The organism is Psychroserpens damuponensis, from assembly GCF_000826655.1.
Classification (GTDB): Bacteria; Bacteroidota; Bacteroidia; order Flavobacteriales; family Flavobacteriaceae; genus Psychroserpens; species Psychroserpens damuponensis.
The window spans coordinates 113,752-126,858 of the sequence record NZ_JXJO01000024.1; the positions used below are offsets into that span (position 1 = coordinate 113,752).

At 32.2% G+C, this 13,107-nt stretch carries 12 protein-coding genes; 1 reads left to right on the plus strand and 11 read right to left on the minus strand.

The features are described 5' to 3' along the window. Positions 1-87 precede the first annotated feature (87 nt). The 9 genes from TD29_RS14905 to TD29_RS14945 all read right to left on the minus strand — a co-directional run bounded on the left by TD29_RS14905 (position 88) and on the right by TD29_RS14945 (position 10,656). The gene (locus tag TD29_RS14905) at positions 88-831 is read right to left on the minus strand and encodes an ABC transporter ATP-binding protein (RefSeq protein ID WP_040281734.1); all 744 of its coding nucleotides are present in this window, start codon (positions 829-831) and stop codon (positions 88-90) included. A 6-nt stretch (positions 832-837) separates the two neighbouring features. Continuing rightward, the gene (locus tag TD29_RS14910; RefSeq protein WP_040281736.1) at positions 838-2,049 is read right to left on the minus strand and encodes an efflux RND transporter periplasmic adaptor subunit; all 1,212 of its coding nucleotides are present in this window, start codon (positions 2,047-2,049) and stop codon (positions 838-840) included. Positions 2,050-2,149: 100 nt separating this feature from the next. Continuing rightward, positions 2,150-3,469 (minus strand): TolC family protein, encoded by a 1,320-nt coding sequence (locus tag TD29_RS14915; protein WP_040281738.1) that lies wholly within the window; start codon positions 3,467-3,469, stop codon positions 2,150-2,152. Between the two features lie 235 nt (positions 3,470-3,704). After that, a complete protein-coding gene (locus tag TD29_RS14920) occupies positions 3,705-4,592 on the minus strand; it encodes a carbohydrate kinase family protein (protein WP_040281740.1) in 888 nt (295 codons plus the stop codon). Between the two features lie 12 nt (positions 4,593-4,604). Continuing rightward, positions 4,605-6,089: a mannitol dehydrogenase family protein gene (locus TD29_RS14925; protein WP_040281742.1), complete on the minus strand. Its 1,485-nt coding sequence runs from the start codon at positions 6,087-6,089 to the stop codon at positions 4,605-4,607. Positions 6,090-6,107: 18 nt separating this feature from the next. Then, positions 6,108-7,076, minus strand: a complete 969-nt coding sequence (locus TD29_RS14930) for an ABC transporter permease (protein ID WP_040281743.1) — start codon at positions 7,074-7,076, stop codon at positions 6,108-6,110. A 20-nt stretch (positions 7,077-7,096) separates the two neighbouring features. Further along, positions 7,097-8,620, minus strand: coding sequence for a sugar ABC transporter ATP-binding protein (locus TD29_RS14935; RefSeq protein WP_040281745.1), 1,524 nt, complete (start codon positions 8,618-8,620; stop codon positions 7,097-7,099). Between the two features lie 11 nt (positions 8,621-8,631). Then, positions 8,632-9,696 carry a substrate-binding domain-containing protein gene (locus TD29_RS14940; RefSeq protein WP_040281747.1) on the minus strand — a complete coding sequence of 355 codons (1,065 nt, stop codon included), beginning with the start codon at positions 9,694-9,696 and terminating at the stop codon, positions 8,632-8,634. Positions 9,697-9,750: 54 nt separating this feature from the next. Continuing rightward, on the minus strand, positions 9,751-10,656 hold the full coding sequence (locus TD29_RS14945; protein WP_241485288.1) for a hypothetical protein: 906 nt from the start codon (positions 10,654-10,656) through the stop codon (positions 9,751-9,753). A gap of 239 nt (positions 10,657-10,895) precedes the next feature. Here TD29_RS14945 and TD29_RS14950 point away from each other — a divergent pair, with 239 nt between their 5' ends. Continuing rightward, entirely contained in the window at positions 10,896-11,627 is a 732-nt protein-coding gene (locus TD29_RS14950; protein WP_040281749.1) for an NUDIX hydrolase, read from the plus strand. Positions 11,628-11,742: 115 nt separating this feature from the next. On the opposite strand, the gene TD29_RS14955 is transcribed toward TD29_RS14950, so the two are convergent. Further along, positions 11,743-11,934, minus strand: coding sequence for a cold-shock protein (locus TD29_RS14955; protein ID WP_040281751.1), 192 nt, complete (start codon positions 11,932-11,934; stop codon positions 11,743-11,745). Between the two features lie 61 nt (positions 11,935-11,995). Continuing rightward, positions 11,996-12,985 (minus strand): UDP-3-O-(3-hydroxymyristoyl)glucosamine N-acyltransferase, encoded by a 990-nt coding sequence (gene lpxD / locus TD29_RS14960; protein WP_040281753.1) that lies wholly within the window; start codon positions 12,983-12,985, stop codon positions 11,996-11,998. Between the last annotated feature and the right edge of the window lie 122 nt (positions 12,986-13,107).

The window sequence follows — 13,107 nt, forward strand, 5'->3', positions numbered from 1 at the left end:
CTTTATTTTTATTATTTTTTTAAAGTCAATTGGAATGTCGTAATTACGTAAAAGTTTATATTGAAATTTTGAAATGGCATTTCATCATTACTCATCTTGTTTAGGTAATTTCGCTAATTCGTTTGCTGCAGATTGTACATTATGGTTTAAATAATCTTGCATAATTTCTCCATCTTTTAATACTACAGTTCTGCTGCTAAAGGTTGCTATATCTGGCTCGTGTGTCACGAAGGTAATTGTAATTCCTTTTTTGTTAAGCTCTTGAAACAGTGACATTATTTCGTAAGATGTTCTGGTATCTAAGTTTCCAGTAGCTTCATCGGCAAGAATCATTACTGGATTATTAACTAACGACCTGGCAATAGCCACACGTTGCTGTTGTCCTCCTGAAAGTTGCGATGGTGTATGATGCAACCGCTCTCCCAAACCAACCATTTTTAAGGCTTTTATAGCACGTTCACGACGTTCTTCTGTAGACACTTTACTGTTATAAAGCAATGGCAATTCTACGTTTTCGATAGCCGAAGTTCTTGCTAATAGATTATACGATTGAAAAATGAATCCTATTTTTTCGTTTCTTATGGTTGCTAATTCATTTCGGTTTAAATCTTTAACACTTACGCCATCAATTTCGTAAGCACCAGATGTTGGTTGATCTAAACAACCTAAAATATTTAGCATGGTACTTTTACCAGAGCCACTAGAACCCATTATAGTAACGAATTCACCTTCTTTTATATCGAATGAAATACCTTTTAGCGCATGAACCGTTTCGGTTCCCATGGTAAACTCACGTTTTAAATCTTGTATTTTAATTATTTCTTTAGTCATGGTCTCTTATTTTTTTCCAGGTCGTTTTGGCATAAACGGACTTTCGTTAGATCCGGATTGCGAATTTCTTGAACCTGAAGCTTCAGATTTTGCAATACCATTTAAACTGTATACCAATTCATCGCCTTGATTAATTCCGCTTAAAACCTGAACATTTACACCATCACTAGCGCCTAACGTTACTGTTTTAGGTGTAATACTTTTATCTTTTCCTAACACCCAAAGTGTTGTTTCTTTTTCAGAAGGTAAACTGGTATTGCTTGACAAGTTGTGATGTGTATTGTATGTCGTTAATATTTCAGCTTCTGGATTAAAGTTTATGGCTTTTGCTTCCGCAGTTAACACATCATTTAATTCTAATGTAAAAATTGAAATCGTTGCTGTTAATCCTGGTTTTAGTTTTAAATCTTCATTTTCTGCTTTAACAACAACAGTATAGGTTACCACATTAGATGTTACAGTTGGGTCTAAACGCACTTGTGTTATAACACCGTTAAACGTTTCGTCTATGTAAGCATCCACTGTAAATTCTACACGCTGACCTTCTTTTACTTGTCCAATATCTGCCTCATCAACATCTGCCTCAACTTGCATTTCTTTTAAATCTTGAGCAATTGTAAATAACGTTGGTGTACTGTAACTTGCTGCAACAGTTTGTCCTTCATCAATATCTCTAGATAACACAACACCATCAATTGGCGAGTAAATATTAGCATAACCTAAATTAGTTCTAGCCGATTGTAAGTCTGATAAACGCTGTGTCACAGTTCCTTTGGCAGTTTGGTAATTGTAATCTGCATCATCAAAATCTGATCGACTAATTACTTGATTATCGTATAACGTCTGTTGTCTATCAAAAATCGTTTTTGTGTAATTTCTTTGGCTCACGGCATTATCATAAGATGCTTGAGCTTGTGTTAAAGCGGCTTGCAAGTTTGTTTTGTCTAACTCGGCAATAAGCTGGCCTTCTTTAACTTCGCTGTTATAAGCTACATAAATTTTCTCTACAACACCAGACACTTGCGTACCAACATCAACTTGGTTAATTGGTTCAATCGTTCCGGTTGCAGTAACTAAAGTAGTTACGTTTGCTGTTTTTGCTGCAACAGTTTTAGCTTCGATAATTATGGCATCGTCTCCTTTTATAAAACTGAAAATTCCAACAGCTAATGCAAAGAGTACAATGCTTATAATGATTATTGACTTTTTATTTTTCATGTGTGTTTGTATTTAATGTTATTTATCTCTCACATGGCACTTCCTGTAATAATTTCATTAGTATCGAAATTTAGTTATGGAAGGTTCATGCTTATTTATATTAAAGTTTGATGTCGTTTCCTTGGTAAAATTGTAATAACTCGTGGTATAAAATGTTTAAGTATTTAGACTGTAAATAATTTTGCTGAGCATTTGTAAATGTATTTTGACTAATAACCAAGTCGGTTGTGCTTAAATCACCAAGTTCATATTTTTTTTGTGCTAGGTTATAACTTTGTTCTGCGGCATTTTTTGAAGCTTCAGATGCTATAACTTGTTCTTGTGCAGATACTGCATTTTGATATGTTGTTTCTATTTTTTTATACACATCTTTTTCTGTAGTTTGCTTTTGAATTTCAGCTTTTTCAATGTTTATCGTTGCTGTTTGTACGGCAGCTTTTGTTTGATTTCTGTTGAAAATAGGAATGGTTAAGCTTAGTCCTAATCTTTGATTAAAATTAACATCAAACTGATCGGAAAATGTATTATTACTTACACTTGTGTATCCTGAACCTACACTACCAGTTAATTCTAAGGTTGGTAAAAAACCACCTTTTGCTATATCCAATTCTTTTTCATTTGCTACAATGTTTAATTGACTAGCTTTAACTTCAGGTAAAAACATAAGCGCATTATTATAAACCTCATTTTTATCTAATTCTATATTTAACAGATCCATATTTTCATCTATAGGTTCAATTTGGATGTTTTCTAAAGGAGATAACTCTAAGAGTTGTTTTAATTGAATGATATATTGCTGATAATCATTTTTTGCAGTAATAACGGTGTATTTGTTTGTAGCAGCTTGACTTTGAGCTTCAGTGTAATCACTTAATGCGATGGTGCCTGCGTCTAATCTAGCCTTAGCACGTTGTACTTCTTTTTCTGAAGCTTCAACATTATTTTCGGCTATTGTGATACTTTCTTTACTATAAAGCGTTTGTAAATACACTTCAAGAATACTCAAAACAATATTATTTTTTTCAACCTCTTCTTGAAAAGCACTTTGTTCTAAAAGCAGTTTATTTTGTTTTATTTGATTACTAATTTGATTTCCTTGAAATAAGGTTACAGAACTATTAACACCAACGTTAGTGCTATGGATTTGATCGTTTATAAAATCACTAGTAATTGGATCAATTGTACTACCGTTAGAAAAATTTTGAGATGCACTACCAAATAAGTTAGGCAGTCTTGATGATTTAGCCTTACTATAATCAACTTCTGCAAGGTTTTTATCTAGAGTAGCTTCTTTAACAGTAATGTTATGTTCTATAGCATAATCTATACAGTCTTGTAGCGACCATATTTTTGTTGAACTGTCTTGTGCTACTGATAGTTGCGTAAATAGCAGACTTCCAAGAATTAAATATAATTTCATTTTAAAGGTGTTTTTGTTTTACACTTCAAAGGTGAAACTAAACGCACTTTTATAATAACGCAATAGACGTTTGAGGTTTTTGACTATACGAAACGAGGAAATTTATCGATGAGATTTTCTATTATTTTAAAGAAACAGTATATGTTGCAACATTGAATGATATCTCAACTTATCGTTAAAAAAAAAGCTTTGTGAAAACACAAAGCTTTTAATCGCTACTAATCAACAGTTAAATTCAATAATTAGGTTTAAGGAATCTAGCTATATCTTTTTTATGAATTTCAGGATTTGCTCCCTCACTGCCTGCTACTAAAGCGCCAACAGCACAAGCATAGTCTAAAGCTTCTTGAGGCGTATTTTCTTTTAATATCATATGTATTAATGTTGCTAAAAATGAATCTCCAGCACCAACAGTATCAATGACTTTTACTGTGTATCCGGAATTCCAATAAAATCCACCATCAACGTATAAAACAGCTCCTTTACTACCTTTAGTAACACAGATTGATTTTGTTTTTGTTCGATCGGCTATAAATTTTATATTTTCTTCTATAATTTGTGAATTGAAGCCTAGCGTCTGACATATTTCAAAAATTTCATCATCATTGAATTTTATAAAATCTGCCTCTAACATTAAGTGATTTAAAATTTCCGTAGCATAAAAAGGAGCTCTAAGATTAACATCAAAAATTTTATATTTAGCCGAATTTAAAAGCGTGTATAATGTTTGTTTAGAGATAGAGTTTCTAGTCACTAAGCTTCCATAAATGAATGCATCTGCATTTTGGGTAGCTTTTATTGCTGTTTCAGTTAATTCAATATTATCCCAAGCTACAGGAGTTTCTATAACATAAGAAGCAGAACCAGTATGATCAAGTGTTACTTCTACGACTCCCGTTTTTGTTGTATTATCAATTTGTAAACTCTCAGTATTTATATCATGATCTACAACATGAAAAACAATATTCCTTCCATTCGCATCACTTCCAACTTTACTAATTAAAGATATATTATTACCTAAAGACCTTAAACGTAAGGCAACATTTAAAGGTGCGCCTCCAATTTTTTTGTGTGTAGGAAAAACATCCCATAATACTTCTCCAAAACATACTATATTTTTCATACTAATTTCATTTTAATGAGCACTGTTAATACTTTTCAAATTATCTTCAATGTTCGTATTTGTAATGTCTCCATATGCATTTACAAATGCTTTAGAAAACACAGGATTATGTTTTAATGAACCAAAAACGCTCTCTAACTCTAAAAAGGCAGTTGGATTCTGTTTTGCTTCATTTGCTTTTTCGTGTAATTCTTGTTTTAAAGCATCTTTTATATTTAAAGCGTCTCCATTTTCATTAGTACCCAAACTATAAATTGCCCAAGCAGCTGTTACAAATGCGGCTAATTTTATAGCACTATTATTTGCTATTTGCGATTGAATGGTTGGCAGAATAAAAATTGGATATTTTGCAGAAGTTTCAGAACAAATACGATCTATTTGATCTTTAATATTAATATTTCCGAAGCGCTCCAACAACGATTGTTTATAAGCCTCTAAATCGACACCTTCTAAATCTCCTAACGTTGGTGTCACTTCTTCATCCATATACTGCTTTAAAAAAGTTCTGATATTTGGATTATTAACTGCTTCATCAATGGTAGTATATCCCATTAAAGCTCCAAAAATCCCTAATACTGAATGTCCTGCATTTAATAAACTTAGTTTCATTTTCTCATAAGGCACCACGTTTTCAACAAACTGTGCTCCTACGTTTTCCCAAGCTGGTCTTCCTGCAATAAAATTATCTTCAATAACCCATTGTTTAAAAGGTTCGCAAACTACTGGCCAAGCATCATCAATACCAGACGTTTCATTGAGATGTGCAATATCTTCTGCTGTAGTTACAGGTGTTATTCTGTCTACCATTGCATTTGGAAAAGAAACATTTTCATTAATCCAATCCATTAAACCAGGTTCTGCTTTAGACACATAACTTAACAACATATTTTGCGTCATGTGACCATTACCTTGAATATTATCGCAAGACTGAATAGTAATGCCTTTTAATCCGCGTTCTTGTCTTAATTTTAAAGCTTGTGTTAGGTAACCAAATATGGTTTTTGGTGCATCAGGATTTTCTAAATCATGAATAATTAACGGATTTGTAAAATCGAATGTTTTAGTGGCTTCATTATAATTATAACCACCTTCTGTAATCGTTAAAGTGATGATTTTAACCTCAGGACTTGCCATTTTTTCAATGACTTTTGTTGGGCTTTCAGGTGCAAACAGGCACTCTGTTATTGCACCAATAACACGTTTGGTATGTGTACCATCTAACTCTTTAACAATTAACGTGTACAAACCATCTTGCTCCTTTAGTGTGTTATAGATTTTAGTATCAAAATCTAATAAAGCCACACCACAAATCCCCCAATCTTTTATGGTTTCATCATGTAATAATTGGTCCGCATAAAAGGCTTCATGCGCTCTATGAAATCCGCCAATACCAACATGTACAATACCTGTTTTAATAGTATCTCTGTTGTATGTTGGTACCGCAATTCGTTCTCCAATTGCAGAAAGGTTTTTATTATTTAATTTTATGTGTTCCATTACAGAATATATATATATTTATTTGCTTTCGAATCTTTGTAATAATACTGCGAATATGATGATAGCACCTTTAACCACTTGTTGTGGATACGAAGGCACATTTAATAAGTTTAAAATGTTACCTATTAATCCTAAAATAAGTACACCCATTAAAGTATTTATAGCCGTTCCTTTTCCTCCATTTAAACTTGCGCCACCAATAACCACAGCAGCAATAGCATCTAACTCCCAAGCCATTCCCATATTTGGAGACCCTAAATTGGTTCTAGAAGCTACAATAATAGCTGCAGTTGCAGCTAAAGCACCAGAAATAGCATAGACTAAAAATTTGTATTTATTGACTTTAATTCCGGATAAACGCGACGCTTCTTCGTTACTTCCAATAGCGATTATTAATCGTCCAAAAACGTTATAACGCAGCATAACCATTGTACAAATGACAATGATAAAAAATACGATTGCAATGTTTGGAATACCTAAAGTAGAATTATTTGCGAAGTTAGACATGTACTGACCACCAACTGTTGTAAACGTAACAGGTGATCCTTTAGAGTAGATAAAACTTAATCCTCTAGCAATAGTCATTAAGGCTAAAGTGGCTACAAAAGGTGCCATTTTTTGATAGGCAACGAGGTATCCAGAAATACTTCCTAAGCCGAAACCAATTACTATAGTCATTAAAATAGCTAATGGTAAAGCAAAAATATTGACCAAAATAGCAAAAGTAACCGCTAATAAAGCTACCATAGACCCTACAGATAGATCAATGCCACCTGTTAGAATGACAATGAGCATACCAATACTAATGATACCAATACCAGACACTTGTTTTAATAAGTTAGAAAGGTTTACGGAAGTGAAAAACACATCGGAAATTAGTGCAGAAAAAATCACTAATAATATGAAAATGAATATCGTATTATACTTGACTAAGAACTTTAATATGCCTCCAGGAGCACTAAGTTGTTGTTTTAATGTTAAAGCCATAACGTTAATGTTTAATTAGTTTAGTTATTTTGTTTTAAAGGTTCTCCAATAGAGTAACGTAAAATGTTTTCTTCTGAAAATTGTTCTTTTTGTAATTCGCCATAAATGGTACCTTCATGCATGACGAGAATACGATCTGAAATTCCCATAATCTCAGGCATATCTGAAGATATTACCACGACACCAACGCCTTTTTTAGCGACTTCATTGATAAGGTTATAGATTTCAATTTTTGCACCTACATCTACGCCTCTAGTGGGTTCATCAATAAAAATGACTTTACTATCAATACTCAACCATTTAGCTAATGCCACTTTTTGCTGATTACCACCACTCAAGTTTTTTACATTAACCTCAGAATTTGGTGTTTTAATGTTTAACTTTTCAATTAAACCCAATACCTTTTTATATTCATTGTCTACATTTATAAAACCTAGTTTACTAGAAATAGACTTGAAACTTGTTACACTAATATTTCTTCTAATAGATAGCGGTAAAAACACACCTTCTTCTTTTCTATCTTCGGAAACAAAACCAATTTGATAACCAGCAGCATCTACAGGAGAGTTTGTTTTAATCTCTTTACCTTCTAAAATTAAAGTTCCAGATTTCTTTTTATCTGCACCAAAAATTAATTTTGCAGTTTCTGTTCTTCCGCTTCCACCTAAACCAGCAATACCTAATACTTCACCAGGTTTTACATTGAAAGACACATCATGTACCATGGTTTCTTTAGCGGTTAAATTTTTCACTTGAAAGATGGGCACCTCTCCTATTTTAATATCTCTTTTTGGATATAAATCTTTTAACTCACGACCAATCATAAGGTGAATCACACCATCTTTATCGGTTTTAGAAATTGGCATACTTCCTGTATCTACACCATCTCTTAGTACCGTAACGGTATCTGCTATTTTGAAAATTTCATCTAAATGATGCGATATGTATATAATGGAAATACCTTGTTCTTTTAATCTGAAAAGAATTTGAAATAGTTTTTTAACATCTTTAGGATCGAAGACCGTTGTAGGTTCATCTAAAACCAAAATTTTAGTATCTTCTGATATAGCTTTAGCAATTTCAACCACTTGTTTTTGTACAATACTTAAGTCTTTTACTTTTGCAGAAGCATCAATTTTAAAGTCTAAAGAATCTAATAATTCTTGTGCATCTTGAATTAATCCTTTCCAGTTCATCCAAGATTTACTAGCACCTAATTTGTGTAAATAAATATTTTCAGCAACCGATAAATCATTCACTAAAGACAATTCTTGATAGACTACATTAATTCCTAAAACCTGACCTTCATGTGTGTTTTTTGGTGTAATGTCTTCGCCATCTAAAATTACTGTACCAGTATCTTTTTGGTGTACACCACTTAATATTTTAATTAAAGTAGATTTACCAGCACCATTTTCACCTAATAAAGCATGAATTTCTCCAGACTTTACTTTTAAATTCACATCTTTAAGTACAGAAACAACACCAAAACTTTTGGAAATTCCTGACATTTCTAGACGATATTCGCTTGTTGCATTTTTCATATCTATCAGGATTAAAATATTGCGTTTGGATTGTAATATTTAGCAGCATTCTCTTTGGTAATTAATAAAGGTGCTGTATATGATTTTTTATCAAAATCGGTTTTACCATTCATATACTCTACAGCATATTGCACTGCATTTTTACCAATTTGCACAGGACTATTCATAGCAGTACAACCATAAAAATCGGTTTCCATGATGTATTTAATCGCTTCTTTTTGTCCATCTGCTCCAGCAACAATTAAAATATCATCGGTTTTACCTGCTTGTGCAATTGCTTTAATAGCGCCTAAAACACAAACATCAGACTCAGTAATAACCACATTAACATCTGGATGTGCTACTAAAATATCTTCCATAGCTTTAAGTCCACCAGCATAAGACCATTCGGTATAGGCTTGTGTTTTTACATTTAAGTTAATCTTTCCAAGCGTACGTAATTGTTCTTCTGTAATCCCTTGTAATAAACCTTGTTTACGAGTACGACCAACAGGATTTCCTGCATTACCGCTTAATAAAGCGATATTCATGGGTTTGTTTCCAAACTTTTTTGCTAGCCATTCTCCAGCTAATTCGCCATTCGCTAAATTGTTAGATTGTATGGTCGTTACAAATTCTGCTTCAGGACTAATAGAGCTATCAATAATAAAAACAGGTATGCCAGCAGCTTCTGCCAATTTAGTGACACCAACCAAAGCATCAGGATCTTTAGGGTTTAATAATAAAGCATCCACGCCTTTTGTAATTAAATCTTCAACCGCAGCAATTTGTTTGTTGATATCATCTTGACCATCTGCCGACAAAAATGTCATGCCATTTTTCTCTGTGGTAGATTTTATACTTTGCCATAATGCTTGATAATAAGGCGCATTTAGTGAAGGCGAACAATAGCCAATTTTTTTACCTGATAAATCGATATTACTTTTAAAAACATCTCCAATGTCTTCGGAAGACTTAGAAGAAGCATCTACATCGTTTAATTGTTCTGCACAACTAATAAAATTAAAAACTAACAAAAGCAATAGTATGGGAAAAAACAATTTTTTTAAATTGAATGATGAAGTTTTTGTTTTCATAATTTTAAGTTTAATGATTAAAATGCTATTAAAGTTATGCCTATTTTTTATCTTTTAAAACAAGGTAACATCTAATTGTATTACTGTTTTTTCTTGTTCTGGATTCCACATTAATGTGACATCTACAGGTACGGTATGTTTAAGAACTTCAAATTGTTTATTATAAGTAGCTCCTACGTTAATAATATTTCCTGCTCCTTGTGTATAAAACGTTTTATCTGTTATAAATGACCAAGCACCTCCTGCAAATAGAGATAAGCTAGAGTCTTTATTTTTCCAAACCTTACTGCTTACTTCAAAATAGTGTGTCCAAGAATTTTCTAAGTCACCATTTTCTTGTATTTCGTAATCACCCGAACCACCGTTTATAATCGTTGCTAAATATAATAAGGTGTTTGGTGTAATATTGTAACCAAAATTTAGGTCTACAAAATTATAACCTTGCGTTTTATCGTAACTCCAGTAACTTAACTCATCTCCTCTTTCTTCTACACCTGTATAATTATTGTGTGTTACAGCTTCAATAAAGAATTTATCTGAAAACCGATATTTTGTATATATAGAAACTTCCTTATAATAGGCACTTTCGTTCTCACCAGTATTAATATTTTTTACATCTATAGTAGAGAAACTTGCGCCACCCCAAAAACCAAAAGTGAATTTTTTATTTTTAGAATTATATTCTAAACTCGTAGCAATCATTGCTCCTGGATGAACAACGAAACCATGCCAAGTATGCATGTTTTTTAAATGCGCACTAATTGTAAAAGGAGAATCAATCGCTTCAGTAATTTGTTCATTTTCAATATCTAAATCATTATCGACTTCGTCAGTTTGAGCAAATGTATGTTGACTAAAGGTAAACATAACAATTACTAAAATTGATGAAATTAAACTAAATCGTTTTCGTACAATAAGGTTCAAATGATTCTCAAATAATATGTTTACGAGTTTTTTCATTTTTAAAGCTATTAAATTATGCTGTATTTATAAACGTCATATTTACGTTTGTTTTTCAAATGTATTGTAAAAAATTGTAACAATCCTAATTATTTTGAAAAAATATATGTTAAATTATTAATTTTGTGTACTATATTGATAATTAAATTAGGATTATATCAATAAAAAACAGTAATATTGCTAATGTAAATATGACGCTTAATAAAAAAATAATAGTTTTATTTTAAAATTAATATCAAATGAAGTCAGAAAAAATATTGAACATATCTGTTGATTGTGTCGTGTTTGGTTATGATATAAATACGAAGTCTTTAAACGTATTATTAATTGAACGTTATTTGGAATCTAAGGGTAACGTTATAGTTGACGATCATGTTTTAACGGGTTACCATGTTTATACCCATGAAACTTTAGATCAAACAGCAACAAGAGTTTTAAAAGAGCTCACAGGATTAACCAATCAATACAAAAAGCAATTTAAAGCCTTTGGCAATCCAGATCGTTTAACAAATGAAAAGGACTTACTATGGATTAAAAATGAAGAGTTTAATGCTAGAACAATCACGGTAGCCTATTATTTTTTATTAAAAACAGAAGATGTCAATTTAGAAAACAACAAGAATAACGCAACATGGTTCCCTATAAACAACTTACCTAATTTAGGATTTGATCATAAAAAAATCATACAAGAAGCTTATGAGGATTTAAAGGTTAAGTGCTTATCTGAACCAATAATTTTTAAATTACTTCCTGATAAATTTACGATTAATGATGTACAAGATTTGTATGAATCTATTTTAGGAATAGAGATAGATAATAGAAATTTTAGAAGAAAACTAATTAATAAAAAATACATTATAGCTCTAGATGAAAAGCAAGTTGGAGTGTCTAAAAGACCTGCTCAGTTATATATGTTTAGTAAGGATATTTATGATAAAATCTTTCAAAAAAACTACCTCATAAGTATATAATTAAGTTATTAAAAGTCGAGTATTAATTGAGCAAACTAAAATAATACCTTTCGATTTACACAAAAAAAAAGCCCATCACATTGTGATGGGCTTTTTATTTTTGGTTAAGCGTATATTAGATAACTTTGACGTTAATTGCGTTTAATCCTTTTTTTCCTTCGGTTAAATCGAATTCTACTACATCGCCTTCGCGAATTTCATCGATTAATCCTGAAATGTGAACAAAATGTTCGGTGTTTGAACCTTCTTCTGTGATAAATCCAAATCCTTTGGTGTCGTTGAAGAATTTTACTGTTCCTTTACTCATAATTGTAATATAATTTATTTATTAATACTAACTGATATTCAAATAGTATGCCATAAATTAATTAACGTGCCAATTTCCGAAGCGCAACCCATTGTTTTAACATTTCTCTGGAGTCTACTGCAGGATAACCTAACACTGTTTTTCCTGCTTGCACATCATTCATAACTCCAGATCCTGCACCAACTGTTGCTCCAGAATGAATGGTTGTATGATCTTTAATTGAGGCACTACCTCCAATCATGACACCATCACCAAGTGTTACAGAACCTGCTAATCCGCTACTTCCTGCCATGATACAAAAACGTCCTAAAACACAATTATGTCCAATTTGAACCAAGTTATCAATCTTACAGCCATCGCCAAGAATTGTAGAACTAAATTTTCCGCGGTCAACACAAGAATTTGCTCCAATTTCTACAGCATTTCCTATGACCACATTTCCAATATGTGGGATTTTAACCAAACCTCTACCGTCATCACTAGGTCGATATCCAAAACCATCTGCGCCAATACTTACATTGGTATGAAAAATACAGTGACTTCCAATCACAGAGCGTTCTCTAATCACAGTACCAGACCAAATTGTGGTGTGATCTCCAATAGTGGTTTCATCCATAATGGTCACATTTGGATATAACACCACACCTGCACCAATAACGACATCTTTACCAATAAAACAACCAGCTCCAACTCTACTACCTTCACCAATTACTGCTGAATCATCAATATTTGCTGATGGATGGATATCTGTCTCAAAATGTGGCGCATTTGGTGTAAATTCTTCTAATAATTTAGCCATTGCTAAATCGGCATTTTTAACCTTGATGATCACACGGTTCTCTCCAGGCTCTACATCGATATTGGCATTAGCAATTGCCAATGAAGCATTAGAATCTGCCCACATTGCGGCATATTTTCGGTTTCCTATAAATGTAGCTTGATTATTATTTGCTTTCTGGATTTGTTCTAAACCTGTGATTTCGTGGGTAGTTTCTCCTAGAATTTCTCCGTTTAATAAGGTATTTATCTCTTGTATCGTTAGTGATTTCATTGATGTAATTTTAAAAATTATTTAGTTAGTGTGCACAAGATAGTAAATCGTTAGTAATGAATTCATCTTGGTTTTTAGTTTCTTTTCTACGGAAATTTTAAAGTAACAAACTATTATTTCTT

Bases quoted from the DNA above. Each gene is read 5' to 3' on its own strand.
- TD29_RS14905 (WP_040281734.1), bottom strand. From the start codon at position 831: ATGACTAAAGAAATAATTAAAATACAAGATTTAAAACGTGAGTTTACC.
- TD29_RS14910 (WP_040281736.1), bottom strand. From the start codon at position 2,049: ATGAAAAATAAAAAGTCAATAATCATTATAAGCATTGTACTCTTTGCA.
- TD29_RS14915 (WP_040281738.1), bottom strand. From the start codon at position 3,469: ATGAAATTATATTTAATTCTTGGAAGTCTGCTATTTACGCAACTATCA.
- TD29_RS14920 (WP_040281740.1), bottom strand. From the start codon at position 4,592: ATGAAAAATATAGTATGTTTTGGAGAAGTATTATGGGATGTTTTTCCT.
- TD29_RS14925 (WP_040281742.1), bottom strand. From the start codon at position 6,089: ATGGAACACATAAAATTAAATAATAAAAACCTTTCTGCAATTGGAGAA.
- TD29_RS14930 (WP_040281743.1), bottom strand. From the start codon at position 7,076: ATGGCTTTAACATTAAAACAACAACTTAGTGCTCCTGGAGGCATATTA.
- TD29_RS14935 (WP_040281745.1), bottom strand. From the start codon at position 8,620: ATGAAAAATGCAACAAGCGAATATCGTCTAGAAATGTCAGGAATTTCC.
- TD29_RS14940 (WP_040281747.1), bottom strand. From the start codon at position 9,696: ATGAAAACAAAAACTTCATCATTCAATTTAAAAAAATTGTTTTTTCCC.
- TD29_RS14945 (WP_241485288.1), bottom strand. From the start codon at position 10,656: ATGAAAAAACTCGTAAACATATTATTTGAGAATCATTTGAACCTTATT.
- TD29_RS14950 (WP_040281749.1), top strand. From the start codon at position 10,896: ATGAAGTCAGAAAAAATATTGAACATATCTGTTGATTGTGTCGTGTTT.
- TD29_RS14955 (WP_040281751.1), bottom strand. From the start codon at position 11,934: ATGAGTAAAGGAACAGTAAAATTCTTCAACGACACCAAAGGATTTGGA.
- lpxD (WP_040281753.1), bottom strand. From the start codon at position 12,985: ATGAAATCACTAACGATACAAGAGATAAATACCTTATTAAACGGAGAA.